Source organism: Parafrankia sp. EAN1pec (genome assembly GCF_000018005.1).
Taxonomy (GTDB): domain Bacteria; phylum Actinomycetota; class Actinomycetes; order Frankiales; family Frankiaceae; genus Parafrankia; species Parafrankia soli.
Genome location: NC_009921.1, coordinates 3,694,798 through 3,713,197, shown reverse-complemented (window position 1 = coordinate 3,713,197; position 18,400 = coordinate 3,694,798). Strand labels below are relative to the sequence as shown.

11 protein-coding genes and 4 pseudogenes are annotated in these 18,400 nt (G+C 65.7%); 6 read left to right on the top strand and 9 right to left on the bottom strand.

Annotated elements, in window-relative coordinates; genetic code table 11:
* Window positions 1-240: 240 nt before the first annotated feature.
* From FRANEAN1_RS15320 to FRANEAN1_RS15310, 3 genes are all read left to right on the top strand, one after another.
* Window positions 241-2,394 (top strand): ATP-binding protein, encoded by a 2,154-nt coding sequence (locus FRANEAN1_RS15320; RefSeq protein WP_347177153.1) that lies wholly within the window; start codon window positions 241-243, stop codon window positions 2,392-2,394.
* 6 nt (window positions 2,395-2,400) lie between these two features.
* The gene (locus tag FRANEAN1_RS15315) at window positions 2,401-5,232 is read left to right on the top strand and encodes an ATP-binding cassette domain-containing protein (protein WP_020460703.1); all 2,832 of its coding nucleotides are present in this window, start codon (window positions 2,401-2,403) and stop codon (window positions 5,230-5,232) included.
* A gap of 83 nt (window positions 5,233-5,315) precedes the next feature.
* Window positions 5,316-6,635, top strand: a complete 1,320-nt coding sequence (locus FRANEAN1_RS15310; RefSeq protein ID WP_347177152.1) for an ABC transporter substrate-binding protein — start codon at window positions 5,316-5,318, stop codon at window positions 6,633-6,635.
* Window positions 6,636-6,660: 25 nt separating this feature from the next.
* Here the strand turns inward: FRANEAN1_RS15310 and FRANEAN1_RS38860 are convergent.
* The 6 genes and pseudogenes from FRANEAN1_RS38860 to FRANEAN1_RS15285 form a co-directional block, all read right to left on the bottom strand.
* Window positions 6,661-7,161 (bottom strand): annotated as a pseudogene (locus tag FRANEAN1_RS38860) (transposase); the annotation flags it as partial.
* A gap of 114 nt (window positions 7,162-7,275) precedes the next feature.
* A complete protein-coding gene (locus FRANEAN1_RS41075; protein WP_157472652.1) occupies window positions 7,276-7,506 on the bottom strand; it encodes a hypothetical protein in 231 nt (76 codons plus the stop codon).
* Window positions 7,503-8,120, bottom strand: a complete 618-nt coding sequence (locus FRANEAN1_RS15300) for a TetR/AcrR family transcriptional regulator (protein WP_020460700.1) — start codon at window positions 8,118-8,120, stop codon at window positions 7,503-7,505. Before FRANEAN1_RS15300 ends, FRANEAN1_RS41075 begins: the two co-directional genes overlap by 4 nt.
* Before the next feature lie 168 nt (window positions 8,121-8,288).
* Window positions 8,289-9,098 (bottom strand): TIGR03084 family metal-binding protein, encoded by an 810-nt coding sequence (locus FRANEAN1_RS15295; protein ID WP_020460699.1) that lies wholly within the window; start codon window positions 9,096-9,098, stop codon window positions 8,289-8,291.
* Window positions 9,099-9,107: 9 nt separating this feature from the next.
* Entirely contained in the window at window positions 9,108-10,256 is a 1,149-nt protein-coding gene (locus FRANEAN1_RS15290) for an acyl-CoA dehydrogenase family protein (protein ID WP_020460698.1), read from the bottom strand.
* An 85-nt stretch (window positions 10,257-10,341) separates the two neighbouring features.
* A complete protein-coding gene (locus tag FRANEAN1_RS15285; RefSeq protein ID WP_049795675.1) occupies window positions 10,342-11,898 on the bottom strand; it encodes an AMP-binding protein in 1,557 nt (518 codons plus the stop codon).
* Between the two features lie 60 nt (window positions 11,899-11,958).
* On the opposite strand from FRANEAN1_RS15285, the gene FRANEAN1_RS15280 reads away from it, so the two are divergent.
* Both FRANEAN1_RS15280 and FRANEAN1_RS15275 read left to right on the top strand, forming a co-directional pair.
* Window positions 11,959-12,513 (top strand): PadR family transcriptional regulator, encoded by a 555-nt coding sequence (locus tag FRANEAN1_RS15280; protein ID WP_020460696.1) that lies wholly within the window; start codon window positions 11,959-11,961, stop codon window positions 12,511-12,513.
* 130 nt (window positions 12,514-12,643) lie between these two features.
* Window positions 12,644-13,023: pseudogene (locus FRANEAN1_RS15275) on the top strand (integrase); the annotation flags it as partial.
* A 194-nt stretch (window positions 13,024-13,217) separates the two neighbouring features.
* Here FRANEAN1_RS15275 and FRANEAN1_RS15270 read toward each other — a convergent pair.
* Window positions 13,218-14,390: an IS701 family transposase gene (locus FRANEAN1_RS15270; RefSeq protein ID WP_347177151.1), complete on the bottom strand. Its 1,173-nt coding sequence runs from the start codon at window positions 14,388-14,390 to the stop codon at window positions 13,218-13,220.
* Window positions 14,391-15,047: 657 nt separating this feature from the next.
* Between FRANEAN1_RS15270 and FRANEAN1_RS15265 the strand changes: the two genes are divergently transcribed.
* Window positions 15,048-16,748, top strand: coding sequence for a GGDEF domain-containing protein (locus tag FRANEAN1_RS15265; protein WP_020460693.1), 1,701 nt, complete (start codon window positions 15,048-15,050; stop codon window positions 16,746-16,748).
* 10 nt (window positions 16,749-16,758) lie between these two features.
* Here the strand turns inward: FRANEAN1_RS15265 and FRANEAN1_RS43440 are convergent.
* A pseudogene (locus tag FRANEAN1_RS43440) lies at window positions 16,759-17,205 on the bottom strand (helix-turn-helix domain-containing protein); the annotation flags it as partial.
* A pseudogene (locus tag FRANEAN1_RS43435) lies at window positions 17,205-18,341 on the bottom strand (IS110 family transposase); the annotation flags it as partial. The pseudogenes FRANEAN1_RS43440 and FRANEAN1_RS43435, both read right to left, overlap by 1 nt.
* Window positions 18,342-18,400: the final 59 nt, after the last annotated feature.

Sequence of the window (18,400 nt, the reverse complement as noted above, 5' to 3'; positions counted from 1 at the left end):
CATCAATGCCCAGATCCTTCGTTATGGCGAGCGCTTCGCCCGACGGGTCGGCTAGCTGCCATCTTCCGAAAGCAGGCTGACGGTGTCCAAGAGAAACGAATCCTCGTTATTACTGATGTATTGGCCGCACCCGTGAACACACCCCGTGGTGCCGCGACCGGTGCCGAAGGCGATGGGGCTAGGGAGACCCGAGGCGGCGCTACTGGCACTGCGCCGTCGGTTGCCGGGCTGGCCGCCGGGTTGATCGACGCGGAGACGGAGCGTCGGGCGCAGCAGGCGGAATCCCAGCGTGAGGTGCTGTTCGCGGACGAGCTACTCCCCGGTGTCGGCGGGGAGCCACTGACTCTGCGCCAGGGGCTGGCGGCGGGCGGTTCGCTGACGTTCCTGACGCTGGTGGTATTGGCCGCGCTGGACGAGCTGGAGTCGGCGGCGCTGACGGTGCTGGCGCCAGACATCCGCGACGCGTTCGGGATCAGCGACAGCGCGATCGTTTTCATCTCGGCGGCGGCCGGAGCCTTCCTCGTGTTGGGCGCACTACCGATGGGATGGCTGGCGGACCATCTCCGGCGCAGCCGGCTGATCGGCTGGGCGGGGGTCGCATTTTCGGTGATGGTGCTCGCCTCGGGCCTCGCGGCGAACGCGTTTCTGTTCTTCCTGGCCCGGTTCGGCGTCGGCGTGGCGAAGTCAAGCAACACGGTGCAGGCCTCACTGCTCGCGGACGCCTATCCCATCGGGGTACGGGGTCGGATCTCGGCGACAACCTACGGGGCGGCCCGGACCGCGGGCGCGATCAGTCCCCTGCTGGTCGCGGGCATCGCCACCTGGGTCGGCGGGGACGATGGCTGGCGCTGGCCGTTCCTGATCCTCGGGCTGCCGGCGCTGGCCATCGCCGTCGTGGCGTTCCGGCTGCCGGAGCCCCCTCGGGGGCAGCACGAGATGCGCTCGGTGCTGGGCGAGGTGGTCGAGGACGCCAAGCCGATGCCGATCTCGGTAGAGGCCGCCTTCGCGCGGCTGATGCGGATCCGCTCCGTGAAGACGTCGATCATTGCCTTCTCGTCGCTGGGATTCAGCCTGTTCACCACGGGCATTCTGGCCAATCTTTGGGCCGAGGACCACTACGGCATGTCGACGTTCCAGCGCGGGCTGATGGGATCCCTCGGCGGGGCCGCCCTGCTGGTCGCCCTGCCCATCGTCGGGCCCCGGTACGACCGGCTGTACCGCCAGGATCCCGCGCGGGCGGTGGCGCTGCTCGGCTTCTGCATCCTGCCGGGCGCGGTCCTGCTACCGGTGCAGTGGTTCATGCCGCACTGGATTGGGTTCATGCTGTTCAGCATTCCCGGCGCGGTGTTCGCCTCGGTCGCGTTCGCAATGGTCGGCCCGGTGATGCAGTCCGTCGTGCCCTACCGGCTTCGCGGCCTTGGGATAGCGCTGGCCGCGACCTACATGTTCTTCGTCGGTGCCACCGGCGGGGCGATTTTGTCCGGGCTCATCAGCGACGCCTACGACCCGCGGGTGGCGGTACTGGTCATCGGGATCCCGTCAACCCTGGTCGGCGGCCTGATGATGATCCGCAACTCGTCGTTCGTGCGCCACGACCTGTCGCTGGTCGTGGCCGACCTGCACGAGGAGTTGGCCGAGCGCGACCGGCAGCGCGACGACCCGGAGAACGTTCCTGTGTTGCAGGTCAACAACATCGATTTTTCTTACGGCCAGGTACAGGTGCTGTTCGACGTCGCCTTCGACGTACGCAAGGGCGAGACGCTCGCGCTGCTCGGCACGAACGGCGCCGGGAAGTCCACCATCCTCAAGGTCATCTGTGGGCTGGGCACCCCGTCACGGGGCGTTGTGCGGCTCAATGGTCGGACGATCACGTACGTCGCCCCGGAACAGCGCGGCAGGTATGGCGTACACCTGCTCCCGGGTGGCAAGGGTGTGTTCCCTGCGATGACCGTGCGGGAGAACCTGGAGATGGCCGCGTTCCGGATGCGCCGGGACCGCGCCGGCCGCGACCATCGTTTCGCCTACGTACTTGACCTGTTCGAGGATCTGAAGGACCGCCAGTCGCAGCGGGCTGGCTCGCTGTCCGGCGGGCAGCAGCAGATGCTCGCACTCGCCATGGTGCTGCTTCACGACCCCGAGGTGCTACTGATCGATGAACTCTCCCTGGGGTTGGCACCGGTGGTCGTCGCAGACCTCCTGGCGATTCTGGAGCGACTCAAGGCCGACGGCCTGACGATCATCGTGGTGGAACAGTCACTGAACATCGCCCTGGCCATCGCCGACCGGGCCGTGTTCCTGGAGAAGGGCCAGGTCCGCTTCACCGGACCAGCCCGGGAGCTGGCCGAACGCGACGACCTCGCGCGCGCAGTGTTCCTCGGCCGGGAAGGCGGCTGAGCGGCCATGGAACTGCCTCCTACGCAGCTGCTGTTCGACGGTGCGGTGAGCGGTCTGGTGATAGGACTGCTGGCGGCCGGGATCGTGCTGGTGCACCGGGCGACACGTGTCATCAACTTCGCTGTCGCGAACATGGGCCTGGTCGGCTCCGCGCTACTCGCGCTGCTGGTGGTCCGCTACAACGTCCCCTACTGGATCGCGCTCGTCTTGGTCCTCGCTGTGGGCGCGCTGTTCGGAGCGATCATCGACCTGGCGGTGGTCCGCCGGCTGTTCACCGCACCACGGGTGATCGTGCTGGTCGCCACGACCGGCGTCGCGCAGCTCGCCCTGACGATCGTGACGGCTTACCCGAAACTCGACGACTACCCGACCAGCTCCTACCCGCTGCCCTGGACGGGCACCTGGACGCCGTTCGACGACCTGCAGATCACCGCCGCGCAGCTCAGCATCCTGGTCACGGTGCCCGTCGTCACACTCCTGCTCGGACTGTTCCTCAGCCGCACCGTGCTGGGCCGGACGGTACAGGCCTGCGCGGACAACCCCGAACTCGCCCGGCTCCAGGGCATCAGCCCGAAAACCATGTCCACCGTGGTGTGGGCAGTCGCCGGCCTGCTCGCCACACTCTGTCTCATCCTCATCTCCGCGCAGAACCGCTCGCTGACGCAGATCACGACGCTCGGCCCGACCACGCTGCTGCGGGCGCTGGCCGCGGCGGCCATCGCCCGGATGATCTCGTTCCGGATCGCCCTGCTCGCTGGTGTCGTCCTCGGGCTGCTGCAGTCCTTCGTCCAGTTCAACTGGCTCGACCAGGCCGGCCTGACCGACATGGTCATCCTGATCGTGGTTCTTGCGGCAGTTTTCCTCGCCAGCAGAAGCCACGACACCGAAACCTCGTCGTTCTCCTTCGCCCCCAAGGTCCGCCCGATCCCCGAGCGGCTGCGCAGGCTGTGGTGGATTCGCAACCTCGAGCGGGCACCCCTGCTCCTCCTCGGCCTGATCGCCGTCATCCTGCCGCTGGTGATAGGTCAGCCGTCACGCCAACTGCTCTACACCGTCATCCTCGGCTATGCGATCTGCGGCGCCTCCGTCACGATCCTCACCGGCTGGGCTGGGCAGCTCTCCCTCGGTCAGATGGCCTTCGCCGGCCTCGGAGCCCTTATCGCCGCGACCCTCAACCGCGGACTGCACCTGACGGTCGGCGGTACCACGATCAGTGCGAGTCCCCAACCCTTCGCCGTCGCCGTCGCACTGGCCATGCTGGTCACCGCCGTTCTGGCGACCCTGGTCGGTATCGGCGCGCTACGGGTACGCGGCCTCCTGCTGGCGGTCAGCACCTTCGCGTTCGGCATCGCGGCCGAGCAGTACCTCTACCGCCGCGAATTCCTGCACGATGAGGGCACCACTACCGCGTCGTTTCCCCGCGCCAGCGTATTTGGAATTGACATCGGCACTCAGCGCGCCTATTACTATCTGGTCCTGGTGGTACTGGTCATCGTCATGGTCGTCATCGCGCGTCTACGCCGCTCGGGCGTGGGACGGACCACGATCGGGGTGCGAGACAATTCCGTCGCCGCCGCGGCCTACACGGTCGGTCCCGTCAGGGTGAAGCTCCGCTCGTTCGCGCTCGCGGGCGGACTGGCGGGACTTGGCGGAGCGTTGCTGGCAGGTGCAGTGCAGGAGGTGCCCTACACCGACCGGTACTTCCTCAGCACGGACTCACTGGTGCTGGTGTCCGTCGTCATCATCGGCGGCGTGGGATCAGTGATTGGCCCTGTGCTCGGCTCACTGTGGGTGGTCGGCTTACCAGCCATCTTTCCCGACAACACCATCGTACCGTTGCTAACCTCCAGCCTGGGCCTGCTCCTCCTGCTGCTGTACTTTCCCGGCGGACTGGTCCAGATCGGCTACAGCGCCCGCGATGCCCTCCTCGCCTGGGCCGACCGGCGCCTCGGCCCCGTCACAGCACCGGTGAAAGTAGCCACGGCCAGGCCGGTCGCGCTCACACGTACTCCCAGCACGCCGCTTCCGGCAGGCAAGCCAGTGCTCGCCACCACCGACGCGCGGGTACGTTTCGGTGGACGGGTCGCGGTCGACGGCGTCTCCGTCCAGATCATGCCCGGCGAGATCGTCGGGCTGATCGGTACCAACGGCGCCGGCAAATCCACCCTGATGAACGTCGTCGGCGGGTTCGTGCCCGCCACCGGGACCGTGACGTTGCTGGGCCAAGACGTCTCCCGTACCAGCCCCGAGAAGCGTGCGAGACTCGGGCTCGGCCGCACATTCCAGGCAGCATCCCTGTTCCCGGAGCTCACCGTTCGGGAGACCGTACAGATCGCGCTGGAGGCCCGCGGTCGCACCACGTTGCTGTCCACCGCCCTGCACCTACCGCACACCTTCGCCCGCGAACGCGCCAAGCGTTCCGAGGCAGAGGACCTGATCGACTTCCTCGGCCTCGGCCTCTACGCCGACGCCTTCATCGCCGACCTGTCCACCGGCACCCGTCGCATCGTCGAACTCGCGGGCCTCCTCGCCCTCGACGCCCGCGTGCTCTGCCTCGACGAACCCACCGCCGGCGTCGCCCAGCGCGAGACCGAGGCGTTCGCTCCGCTCATCCAGGAGATCCGCCGCGAACTCGGCGCGGCCATGCTCGTCATCGAACACGACATGCCACTGATCATGAGCATCAGCGACCGCGTCTACTGCCTCGAGACAGGCAGGGTCATCGCCGCCGGTCCTCCTGGCACCGTCCGCAACGACCCCAAAGTCATCGCCAGCTACCTCGGCACCGACGAACGCGCCATCGAACGCAGCGGAGTCTCCACCACCGCGACGGCGTAGCTCCTCCCGGGACCGGAGCCGCTGTCCTCGCGCGCCCCACCCACGACCTCAGCTGACCCGTACCCAAAATGAAAACGCGTGAGATGATCAGGAGTTTAGCGATGAGAAAATGGCGCTGCAGGCAGTCCCAGATAGTAGTCGGCACCGCCACAGCCCTCATTCTTGTGGCGGGCTGCAGTGTCGAGGCGAACGACGAGTCGACGAATCCTTCGACAGGCACGCCAGCGGTAGCACCCGCGCCGGACATCTCACCGGGTGTCACAGCCAATACCATCAAGATCGGCTTCGTGTACCCCAACCTCTCCGCCGTCAAGAAGTTCATAAACATCGATCACGGCGACTACGAGGCAACCTTCACGGCATTGGTCGACAAGGTTAACTCCTCCGGCGGCATCAACGGCCGGAAGCTCCAGCCCGTCTTCGGCGCGGTTGACGTCACCTCGCCTGCTGGCGCTCAGGAGACCTGTCTCAAACTGACCCAGGACGAGAAGGTTTTCGCTGTCCTCGGCAGTCTCAGCGGCGACGAGCCGCTCTGCTACATCCAGACGCATAGGACGGCGCTCGTCGGCGGCACGCTCTCGCCGGATCGCTATGCCAAGGCCCAGGCACCCTGGTTCTCATATCAGCGAGGCGGCGACGAGGCTGCGGAGGGCATCAAGCTCTTTGCCGCGGACGGCGGCTTGGACGGGAAAGTCGCGATCGTCTCCTCTCTCAACGAGGAGGGTGTTATGAAGACGGCCATCATGCCAGCTCTGAAGGAGCTCGGTATCACACCGGTGGCAGCCGGGGTGCTCGATGCACCGGCCACGGATCCGGCAGCCGTTGCTCAGCAACTCAACGTCTTTGTGCAGAAGTTCCAGTCCGCTGGCGCCGACACCGTGATCGTTGTCGGTGGGGTCTCGAGCGAGTTTCCCAAAAGCCTGGAGAAAACCGACTATCGCCCCAAACTTCTCTTCAGCGAAATCAACCAGGCCGAACTCTATTCGAACGATCCCGGCGAGCATGATTTCAGCACACTGAAAGATGCGGCCGCCGTCGGCCTTGGTGTCAACTGGAACGACCCAGCGAACCTAGAATGTGTCAATACGCTCGTGGCAGCTCATCCTGATCTGAAGGAGACACTCATCGATCCGAACGACGTGGAGTCCGGAGAGCCTCAACTGGGAGTTTCCGCGGGTATCGCCTGCAGCTCCCTCGCGCTATTCACCGCTATCGCAGAGAAGGCAGGCGGGACCCTTAGCTACAAGACATTCCAGGATGCCGCTTTCTCCTTGGGTTCCTTCCATGTTCCTGGCTTCATGGACGATGCCACATATGGCCCCTCCACACCCGATGGTCGGATCCCGCCCCGCCTGTTCGAGTACAGCGCCACAGAGAAGAACTTCAAGATGTCCACAGGTTGATTCCAACAGACTCTAAGCTTGATCTTCAACCTGTGCGGTGTTGATGGCCAGTCACGGTCAGGTCCCGTTTGATGGTCTTTCCGACGTCGTAGCGGGGTGCTGGGCTGCGATTGGTGGAGCCGGGAGGGCGGCCGGGACCGGGTTTGATGGGTTTCGGTGCGCCGGCGGGGAGGGGGGATGCTCCGGAACCCCCGGCGAACCCGGGCGGGGGTGAGTCGTCCCGGCGGGGCGGGTTTCTCCCAGGCGCGGCGCAGGCCGCGGGCCAGTGGCGTGGTTTCGGGAGCCGCAGCACACGGTCGGAACGGATCCGACCGAGCACCTCGAAGGGCAGGTCGGCCAGGACGAACGCCAGCCGGGTGACGTCGTAACCGGCGTCCATGACGATGAGGATGTTCGGGTCGCCGTCGTGCCAGTGTCCGGCTGCGGTCAGACGGCTGACGACTGCCCGGACTTGGTCGGCGGTCACCGCTGTGGCGTCATCGGCGGGGCCGGGGCGGATCGCGGTCCACGAGGTCCGGCCGGACTCGAGGGCGGCGACGAAGGGACTGCGGCCAGCCCGGGATCAGCTGGGACTGGTTTTCGCACGGCCGTGCACATGGCAGAACAGTCGCTCCGCGCTGGTCGACGCATCCGAGCGCAGCTACGGGCTGACGTCCACCGCCAGCACGAGCCGGCCGTCAGCCGCCGAGGGCAGCGCAAGGCCGGCGAGCGTGCGGCGGAATCGGGCGATCTCTAACCTCGGGCTTTCATTGCCGGTGATCGTCTGGTGGGTGTGTCGGAAATAGGAAAGTGCTCCTGGGCTGGGAGGATCGGGCTTGTCGAGGGCCTGATCCGTTCCAAACCGCGGAAGCCGCTTGGCATGCGCCTTCACCCCTCGGCGACAGACCCCGGCTCCGAGGATGCACACTCCGTGTACATCGCGGTGAAGGTCTCCACCAACTGCACCATGTCGACCGAAGGATCCAGCAACCACTGGATCTGTAGACCATCCAGCACCGCCAAGAGAAGCCGGGCGACGCGTTCGGGATCGACGTCCGCGCGGACCTGCCCGGACTGCTGACCCTGCGCGAGACCGGGCGCGATTCGCGACGTGAGTTTACCGTAGCGGCGCGCAAAGAAGGCGTGTGCGTGGTGAGAGGGATCGGTCGCTGCGGCCGAAAGGGTGACGAAGAGTCGAACCAGCCCAGGCTGGTCCATGTTGTGCTGTACCGCCGCGGCGATGGCATCGCCAGGTTTCTGCAGCCCTTCGCTGACTACTGGGTCCAGTTTATCCCGCTGCTCGACGACGGCGAGCAGCAATTCATCTCGGGAACTAAAATAATGCAACAGTGCTGGTTGTGTAACGCCGACCCGGTCCGCGATCTCCTGCAAGGAGGATCCACGCTCGCCCCGCTGAGCCAACACATCCAGGGCGGCCTGCAGGATCTGTTCCCGTCGTTCGATGCCTTTGCGGTACGGGCCGCGTGGCTTCCGTTGGCTGGTCACCTGGTCGACCGTACCCAATGTCGCAGAGTGGCGCGGTGGGTCGAGAGACAGATGGCTCAGGTGGAACCGCGGACACCCCGGCTGGAAGCCTGCGGATCATTCGCAGATCACAGAGGCGAGCGGATAGCCGGGTACGGATACGGCCTAGCCTCCACCCGCAGCCTGCGATCAGCAGCGAGCCGAGCTCGCTCCGGCCCGCGGCCGTCCTCCACCCGGGGGGCCCGCGAAGGCCTGCGCGATCTCCAGCCACTGCTCGGCGTCCTCTCCAACAACGATCAGCTCCGTGTCGTCGCGATGGATACGCTGTGTAACCAACTGTGCGAAGTGGTACGCCGGCCCGCTGACACGCTGCGCCGCACCCTCGGACCCGTAAGTCCACGTCACGCCACTCGGGGCGAGGAGTTCGATACGGATCTCTTCGGTTGACGACTTAAGCCCGCGCGCAGTGTAAGCGAAGTCACGAGTGCGCACGCCGAGGTGACACACGTTCCTGATCCGGTCGGTGATCTCCGGCTCGATGCCGAGTGCATCGGTCACGTCGAGCCCGTGCGCCCACGTCTCCATGAACCGGGCGGTCGCCATCGAGGCAGGTGACATCGACGGCCCGAACCATGGGATCCTGCCAGCGGCCGACCGCAGGGCTTCAGCGAGCGCGAACCGGGCGGTATCCCACCGGGTCAGAAGGTCCTCCGGGCGGACCTGCGCCCCAGCGAGCGCCTCATCGTCCGCGAGGCGCGCGGGGTTCTCACGTGCCCGCGACACGAGCGTCTCCCACCCCGTCGCATCGCCGTTCGTCGCCCGCGCCGCCGCCACAGCGGCCTCGTCGGTCCAGGCCAGATGGGCGATCTGGGTAGCGACATCCCAGCCCTCGGCCAGTGTGGGGGTTCGCCAGCCCGACGTGTCGAGGCTGGCCACCGTCGTGCGGAGCCGGTCGCTCTCGATTGCGACGTCCGCCAGTAGATCGTCCAAGACACTCACAGCTTTACGTCACCTTGTGAGGTCGCGGCCGATCAGGTCCTTCATGATCTCGGTCGTCCCGCCATAGATCGTCTGGACGCGAGAGTCGACGAAGGCCCTGCCGACCGGGTACTCGCGCATGAAACCGTAACCACCGTGGAGTTGAAGGCACCGGTCGATCACGCGTCTCTGCAGTTCGGTGATCCACCATTTACCCTTGGCCGCATCCACGGGAGAGAGCGTGCCCTCGTTGTAGGCACGCACCGACGCGTCGACGTATGTCTCGGCGAGGTCGAGCTCGGTGGCCATCGTCGCAAGCTCGAACCGGGTGTTCTGGAAGTCCGAGATGGGTCGACCGAAGGCCGAGCGTTGCTTGCAGTACTCGAGCGTCGCATCAAAGATCGCGCGAGCCGATCCGATCGCCATGGCGGTGATCCCCAGGCGTTCGCGGGGCAGGTGGCTCATCAGGTACTGCAGGCCGCGACCCTCTTCACCCAGCAGGTTCTCGGCGGGCACCCGCGCATCGCCGAAGAACAGTTCGGCGGTGTCCTGACCCGAGAGACCGATTTTGTCGAGCCTGCACCCGCGATCGAAGCCGGGGGTGTCGCGCTCGACGACGAACAGACTGAATCCGCGTGACCCGGCGTCGGGGTCGGTGCAGGCCGCGAGGACAATCAGATCTGCGCTGATACCGTTGGAGATGAAAGTCTTCTGCCCGTTGATCACCCAGCTGTTACCGTCGCGCCTAGCCGAGGTGCATATTCCGCGCAGGTCACTACCCGCCCCCGGTTCGGTCATGGCAAGAGCGCCGAGGAGCTGGCCGGAGGCGAACCCGGGAAGCCAGCGCTTACGCTGCTCATTGTTGGTCAGATCGGCCAGGTAGGCCAGCACGAGGTCGTCCTGAACGCTCAGAGTGAGCCCGAACGACAGGGCGTTGATCCGTCCGATCTCCTCGCAGACGACCAGTCGGTAGCGGAAGTCCCGCTCGCCCGCGCCGCCGTACTCCTCGGGGACGGCGAGCGCGTGGAGCCCTGTCTGCGCGGCGGATCCGTAGACGCCGCGGTCGATCATGCCCTCGTCGTCCCAGCGGTCCTTATGGGGGACAATCTCGCGCTCGAGGAACTCCTGGACGGTCTGCCGGTAGATCTCGTGGTCTTCGGTGTAAAGCGTGCGTTTCATACTAGAGTCCTTCCGGTCCAGAGTCCTCAGCCTCGGCCATGTACTGGTCTCGCAGGACAAATTTCTGGATCTTGCCCGAGGCGGTCTACGGAAACTCCTTCGGGAACCTCCACACCTGCGGAATCTTGTAGCTCGCCAGCTTGCCGCGTAGGAAGGCCTGGAGGCCGTCAGCGGTGAGCGGCTTCGACGTCTGCACAAACGCACCGACGATCTCGCCCCATTCGCCGTCCGGCAAGCCCACGACCGCGACGTCGGTGACGTCCGGGTGCTCGGACAGCGCTGCCTCGACGTCACGGGGGTAGATGTTCTCCCCACCCCGGATGATGAGGTCCTTGAAGCGGCCCAGCACGCGAACGTAGCCGTGCGAGTCCATGGTGCCGACGTCGCCCGTGTGCAGCCAGCCATTCTGGTCGATGGTTTGGGACGTGGCCTCGGGGTTCTCGAAGTATCCCTTCATGACGCAGACACCTCGAGTGCAGATCTCGCCGCCCTCGTCCACGTCGGCCACGGACCCATCCGGACGAGAGATCTTAACCTCGACACGCGGGAGCGGACGCCCCACCGTTTCGGCCCAGTGAGGAAGATCCTGGCCCGGGCGGGTGTGGGTGATGTATGGCGAGGACTCTGTCTGACCGAAGCCGATTGCCACCATGACACCGAACTCCTTCTCGAGCCGGCGGACCAATTCGACCGGCACCGGAGCGCCGCCCGTGGTCACGATGCGTAATGAATCGAGGAGCATTGAGCCAGTTGGCAGTTTCTCGAGCATGCGAATGAACATGGTCGGCACGCCGAGCGTGACCGTTGCCTTGTAAGTATCGATCAGGTCGAACATCAGATCCGTCTCGAAGCCCTGGGGCAGCACGTGACAGCCGCCCGTCTGGAGGATGCCCAGCGTCGCCAGCCCACAACCGGCGGTGTGAAAGAGTGGCAACGGATTCACCCAGGTGTCGCGTTCCGAAGCTCCGATGGCCTCCGCGTACAGGCGCGCATTGAGCGCCATCCCCTGGTGCGCCAGATATGCGCCCTTGGGAAAGCCCGTGGTCCCGGAGGTGTACTGGATCTGCACTGGGTCCTCGGGGCGAACCGGCGGAAGATCGGTCTCGACATCACCTGGGTCAGCCTCCTCGACATACGCAACCCATTGGTCAAGGGGCATCACCCAACGCAATTCCGGAAGCTGGTCCGCAATCTCGTGCACGACACCCGGTAAGTCGCGTCCTCGCAGCTCACGTTGGACCAAGATCCCCTGTGCCCGAGACTGACGCAGCACGAACCCGAGCTCGCTGGACCGATAGGCCGGGTTGACCGTCACCAACGTCAGGCCAGCGAGGGCCGTACCGAACTGAAAGAGGATCCACTCCGGGCAGTTCGTGGCCCACACCGCGACGCGGTCGCCGGGATCGAACTCTCGGCGAAGAGCACGAGCCCAGCGAAGAGAGGTGTCGAGCAGCTCCGCGTAGGTCCACTGCCGGCGCGTTTCGCGATCTTCGGTTCCATCGACCAGCGCGATGCGGTCTGGCCGACGACGAGCCGCCTCGCGTAGCGCATCCCCGACCGTAACGTCGAGGCTGTGCGGGGAGGGAGCTGCCGGCCAGTGCGCCGCCGCAAGCCTCGTGTGTGACACCTGGTCCATCGCCATAGTTTGTTTTGTACCATTGGTTCCGTACCGTGGCAACAGCGTCACAGAGGAAGGGAGAGCATGAGCGGGTCGACTCCGAGCCAGGGTCCACGGCTCAGCCCCACGTCATACCTGGTTCTCGGCCTGATCAGCCTGCGTGGGCCATCGACGCCCTACGAGCTCAAGCGCGCCGCAGGGCGGTCAGTAGCGTTCTTCTGGCCGTTTCCACATACCCAGTTCTATGCGGAGCCTGAACGGTTGCACCAGTTGGGCCTGCTCGATCTTGAGGGCGAGAAGACCGGCCGCCGACGCAAGACTTATCGGCTCACCCCTGGCGGACGCGAGGCGCTGAGCCATTGGCTCGCCATCCCTCCAGACACCATCTTCGAAGTGCGCGATATGGCGGTGCTCCAACTATTCTTCGGAGAGTTTATGAGCACGCAGGACCTCAAGGAACTCGCCCGCAAACAGGTCGAACTCTGCGACGAACGACTCGCCGTCTACAAACAGCTCCGCGAACACAACGCGTCGCGAATGGAGCAAGGTCGTCGAATGGCTCCACTTACCCTCGGCCTACGCTTGACCACCACAATGCGGACCTTTTGGCTGGAAATCGAGAATAACCCGCCACAGTGATCCGGCTTGCCCGACGCTTTCTTCGCCAGAGAATGTCAGCGCTCACCTTCCCACCTTCCCCGCAAGAATCGCCGGAGAAATTCGTTCCTGTGGGGCTCCAGAATCCCGATTTGGGCCGTTACCTGCATGTTTGCCTGCGATACGGGGTCCACGTCGGGCAGGCTGGATGGTCATGGTGTGGTCCTTGCTCTACGCCCTGACACGCAACGCTCTCGGACTGATGCTGCTCCGGGTCCGCGGGGACACCGCGAAGGACGTTGAGCTCCTCGTCCTGCGGCACCAGGTGGCGGTGTTACGACGGCAGGTGGACCGCCCGGCGCTGGAACCGGCGGATCGTGTCATCCTCGCAGCCCTGTCCCGGCTGCTACCCCGGGCCAGCTGGGGCTCGTTCTTCGTCACCCCCGCCACCGTGCTGCGCTGGCACCGGAACTCCTCGCACGACAATGGACCTACCCACGCAAGACACCCGGACGGCCACCAATCCGCCGGGAGATCCGCGATCTGGTACTACATTCCTAGATCTTGTTAGATGCGTAGGGTGAGGGGCGTGGGGTCGCCTCGGTGTTGGTAGTGGCTGAGGAGGGCTCGGGTCTGGTGGGTGGTCCGCCACCGTTCTCGGGCGAGGACGGCGGGGAGTTGGGTGTGTCTGGCCGCGAGCAGTGTGGTCGCGAGGATCCGGCGGATCGAGCGGGTGGAGGGCCGGGTTAGCTGGTGGCCTCCTGGATGCGGGGGTCTTTTCCCGGGTTGGCGCGGGTCGCGGCGAGGAACGCCTGGGCGAGCATGCTGAGGGTGACGTGTCGGTGCCAGGGGGTCCATTTCCGGACCTGGTACTGGTCGAGACCGAGGACGTCCTTGCCCTGGCCGTTGTTTTCCTCGATGGTCCACCTCGTCCCGGCGGCGGCGACCAGGTCGGGGACGCCGGTCGCGGTCGGGGCGTGGGCGAGGAAGTACTCGACGTCGTAGAAGGTCTTGCCGTCACGAGTACGCGGGGTGGTGGACTTACGCACCAGCAGGGTGTGAGCGTGCCCGCTGGCCGGGTCCTCTCCGGCGACGGTGACCGCGTGGGCGGCCCAGTCATACCAGCGGGCGCCTTTCGACCCGGCACCGCACGAACGGCGCTCGAACACTCCCACGGGCAGCCGGGCGTGTAACCGGTCCGGGCGGGTCGGCCGGCCCCGGGCGTCGAGGAGGGCGAGGTTCTTCGGGACGGCCAGCACGTAGGACAGCCCCCGGTCGTGGCAGAACCCCCGCAGCCGGGCGTCCTTGCCGTAGCCGCTGTCGGCGACGACCCAGCGAAACGGCACCCCGGCGTCGACCGCCCGGGTCAGCATCGCCACCGCGAGCTGGGGTTTCGTGGCGAACTGTCGGTCGGTGGGCACGCCGGCCGCCCGGCAGCGGGCCGGGTCGCTGGTCCACACCTCGGGCAGGTACAACTCCCGGTCCACGAACGCGTGCCCGGCCGGCGAGGCATAGGTACACATGACCATGGTCTGCACGTTCGCGACGTCCCCGGTCAGCCCGTAGTACTGAGGAGCCACCCCCACCGACTTGTCACCTTTCTTCAACGCCTGCGTGTCATCGACGACCAGCACACCCACCGGCGACCCGAGCCGGTCGACCACGAACTCCCGCACCGCGTCGCGCAGCAGATCGGCGTCCCACACAGCCCCGTCGAGCAGATGCTCGAACGGCCGCGGCGTTGCATAACCCGCATGCTCGGCCAGCCCCCACGAGTTCTTCTTCGGTACGTCCGCCAGCAGCGCCCGCACGAAGTCACCGAACACACGCCTGGGCTCAGGCCGGTTGAACAACCCACCCAGCCCGTCCGTCAACGCCGCGAGCTCCCGCTCCCACCCGACGACATCCTCCGCTGCCACGACCCCAACCATGCCAGGCCCGACGATCAGCCACCCGACAAAGTTCCAAGATCTGGAAATGTAGTACGTGCACGCGGCGGCCAACGGTTACCTTGGCCGGGAATGGCACACGACATGCTTCGTCGTGGACTGACGTCGTGGGCAGTCCCCTTTCCGGACGATCTCGAAGACCTGGGTCGACGGCGGCCTCACAAACACTCTGGTCGAGCACGGAGCCGCCCGCGGCATCGACGTCGAGGTCGCCTCTAGGAATACCAAGACCCCCGGGTTACAGCTGGTGCAATGGCACTGGATTGTTGAGGAGACGCTGGGCTGGCCCATGCTCCACTGCGTCTGACCCGCGACCACGAGATCCTCCCCGCCAGCTCCGAATCCATGATCCATATCGTGATGATCAACAATGTCCCCAAGCGCATAACGGACGGGATCACACCCATCTGGCGAGACCCCAGATGGGATATAAGCCATAATCAAGCCAAATTAAACATCCACTCCACCGCTGCCCACTCAAGCCGAAGACCCGATAAAGATCGAGTTGCCCAAAGGGTTAGAAAGCTCTAACCTGGCGCGAGTCGCTTGGTCTTGGCAGGCTTTCAAGCGCATGCCAGGCCCCTAGCGACAAAGGACACTTCCAATCAAACCGGGCAGGAAATGGAGATGACGGACGCCGCTGAGCAGATTGAGCAGGTCCCCTCACAGACAGAACGAGAGTTGGTTAGTAGAACTCTGTTCAGGTGGGCCATCCTGGCCTGTACCGGCTATGGGGCGATCCTGCTCGTCGTGGCGGTCGTCCTCCCCGACCGGGACGCCGCCGCACTCATAAAGCTGTCCCGGGCTCTCGCGCTCCTGCTCGCCGGCCCGTGCTGCCTGTGGTGCGGCTGGCGTTCCCGCGGACCGGAGCGTCTCTGGCGCGTACTCATGGGAGTCGCCTGCATCGGCGCCACCGCGGGCGTCGGCGCCGCAGTCCGTTTCTCCCTGGAACACTACCGGTACTCCGCCTGGGTTCCGCCGGTGAGCTGGATACACATGCTCTACCTGCTACCCTATGCGGCGGTCCTGGCAGCGCTCTTAGTGTTCCCCTCGACACCGCTGACGGGTACTGCAGACCGCACCTCGCACAATGGCAGATACTGGTATGTGGTCAGCATTCTGGACAGCCTGCTCGTCGTCGGATCGCTCGGCGTCCTCGTGTGGGAGATCGGGCTCGGCGAGTTGTTCCAGGACAGGGGCGATCCGACAGGACTGATCGCCTTCGCGGCCAGCAACGCTATCGTCAGCGCGACCGTCGTCGTCCTGCTCGTCCTGATCGCTACGTTTCGCCGGCCACGGTCCCTGGCTGCGGCCACACTACTCGCCACGGGCCTGTTGGGAACGACCTTCAGTACCGGGGTGTACCTGGTGGCGCGGGCGAACCACATACAGCAGTTCGACCCGATATTACTTGTGGTTCCCGCGACCGCTCCACTGATAGTCGCGTTGTCCTGCCTTGTGCCGCCACCGCGCCGGGCCGGGCCCGCCCGCCGCGTGATCTCACGCACCATCTGGATACACACGGTGCTGCCATACATGTCGCTCGCGACGGTCGTTTTAATATTCATTTTTCTCTGGGTTCTAGGCAGCCACCAGATCGGATTCGGACAGATATGCACACTTTCTGTGCTGCTGGTGCTGGCGCTGGTCCGGCAGATGATGACCATGGCGGACAACACCCGTCTCATTCTACAACTCCAGAACAGGGAGCGCCTATTGCACCATCAGGCATTCCACGACCCCCTAACCGGCCTGGCGAACCGGCTGCTATTCACCGACCGGCTCCAACTGGCGCTCACCCACTGTCTGCGCGACGGCCTACCATTCGCTCTACTCTTCTGCGACATCGACCGTTTCAAATGGATCAACGATAACTTCGGACATGCTGCGGGTGATGAACTGCTGAGAATCACAGCTACACGCATGACGAAATGCACCCGGGTCTCCGATACGGTCGCCCGACTCGGTGGTGATGAGTTCGCTATTCTCCTGACCGGTGGAGGAGTCGGGCCGGAGACGGTGAGCCGGCGCATCGTCGAGGCGATCCACGCACCATGTACCATCGCCGGGCAGCCCTACCGGGTCAAAACCAGCGCCGGCCTGGTCATCGCCACCGAAGCAGACGGACCGATGACGGCGGACATGCTGTTGTTTCAGGCCGACCTCGCCATGTATGAGGCCAAACGACAAGCATCGGAAAAGCTCGTAGTATACCAGCCAGAAATGTCGCTTGAAACCGGGTATATTTCGGCAGAATGCCAGCAAATGGCGGGCAGTCGCAGAAATGGCGCAAGCAGCATCGAACCGCGACGCTATCGCACCTCCTGAAGACGGTCTCAACGCTTCGCAGTGCGGCCAGGGTGTGGTCGGCTCCCTTGCGCTCGCGCACGACGCCCCACAGGGTGTCGTCACCGACCGAGTAGCAGCCGTGGAAGTAGCGGATGCCAGGTCGAAGGCGAAAGCACCGGTCAGGGAAACGGCGGGTCACCTCCTCGATCCGGGCCAGCTTGGTCTCCGCGTCCGGGTCGGAGGTCTCCTTCCAGGTGCGGGTGCGCTGGAAGGAGATCCGGTGCTGGTGCGGCAGCTCGCCCAGTCGCTGGCGGCCGATGATGACCGGGGGTACCCCGGCCGGCGGGTGGCGCAGGTAGTCGGACAGCTTGCGCAGGCTCCAGCGGGTGAACGGCAGCCCCAGAACCCTCGGCCTTGTGCGGGCGACCTCGACGATACGGGCCTCGCCCTCCGCGGTGATCCGCCGCGGACGGCCGCCCGCCCACCGCGGGTCCAGGCGAGGCAGATCAGCGCGGCGTTGTGCCGCTTGCCCTCGGCGCGTTTCCGGTCGTAGTAGGCGCGGCTGACCGGGTCGCCGAGACTGTCCAACGCGGACAAGAACAGCGTCGGTTTGAGGGCGTGGTTGCCGCGCTGGGAACGGACCTCGCCGCGGATCGAGCTGCCGGATCTGCGGGTGACCGGGGCCAGTCCGGCGTAGGCGGCGAGGTACATGGCGGTCGGGAACGCGGACACGTCTCCGACGATCGTGAGGAGGCTGGCAGCGGTCCTGATCCCGACGCCGTGCATCGAGATCAGGACCTCGGCAAGAGGGTGCGCCTCCAGGGCGGCTTCGACGGCTTTCGCGAGGTCGGCGCGTTCGTCGAGCACGCCGAGGAGCTTGCGGGCGACGCCGGCGATGACCCGGCCGAACGCGGCGGTGCCGGGCACGACCACCGTCTGCTGGTCGAGCGCGCGAACGAGTTGCGCGGGCAGCGTCTTGGCGAGCCGGGGCGAGCGGGCGCGCATCGCCTCGGCGATATCGGCTTCGCCACGGCGTCGCCAGTCGGTCGGGGTGGGTGCGGCGGCCAGGATCCTGAGGACGCCGGGCCGGTGGATGTGCGTGCCCAGTAGACGTTCTGCGGCGGGGTGGATGTGGAGCAGGGCGTCGCGGAGCCGGTTGTCAGCCGGGTGGCTTCGGCGGCGAGGTCACTGTCGTAGCCGACAAGAACCGTCAGTCCGGCTAGGGTGTCGTCGTCCGTGCCGACTCGGCGCAGGGTGTGGGGCAGGGTTCGCGCCGCGTCCGCGATGACGTAGGCGTCGCGGACGTCGGTCTTGGACTCACCCGGGTGCAGGTCGGCGAGGCGACGCATCGCCAGCCCTGGCAGGTAGGCCACGTCGAGGCCCATCTGGCGTGCGACCCGGGATCGAGAGGGCGCTGATGCTCGCAGGCTGGTCGACGACCACCAGCACCTGTCCGATCTCGGCCAGCTTCCCGAACACCTCCCGCAGGGCGGGTTCGTCGTTAGGTAGCGGCCGGTCGTGGATCTTCTTGCCGGCGGGGGTCAGTGCGGTCGCGTGGTGGATCTCTTTGCCGACGTCGAGTCCGCAGAAGGTGGTGTAGGGCTCGGTGGCGGGTTTGTAGGTCTCCTCCAAGTAGATCACCTTCTGTGGCAGGGTCCAGGCCGACCATGGATAGCGCGCGCCGGCATGAA

Coding starts and splice junctions, on each gene's coding strand:
- FRANEAN1_RS15315 (WP_020460703.1), top strand. CDS start 2,401: ATGGAACTGCCTCCTACGCAGCTGCTGTTCGACGGTGCGGTGAGCGGT.
- FRANEAN1_RS15310 (WP_347177152.1), top strand. CDS start 5,316: ATGATCAGGAGTTTAGCGATGAGAAAATGGCGCTGCAGGCAGTCCCAG.
- FRANEAN1_RS15290 (WP_020460698.1), bottom strand. CDS start 10,256: ATGAAACGCACGCTTTACACCGAAGACCACGAGATCTACCGGCAGACC.
- FRANEAN1_RS15285 (WP_049795675.1), bottom strand. CDS start 11,898: ATGGCGATGGACCAGGTGTCACACACGAGGCTTGCGGCGGCGCACTGG.
- FRANEAN1_RS15280 (WP_020460696.1), top strand. CDS start 11,959: ATGAGCGGGTCGACTCCGAGCCAGGGTCCACGGCTCAGCCCCACGTCA.
- FRANEAN1_RS15265 (WP_020460693.1), top strand. CDS start 15,048: ATGACGGACGCCGCTGAGCAGATTGAGCAGGTCCCCTCACAGACAGAA.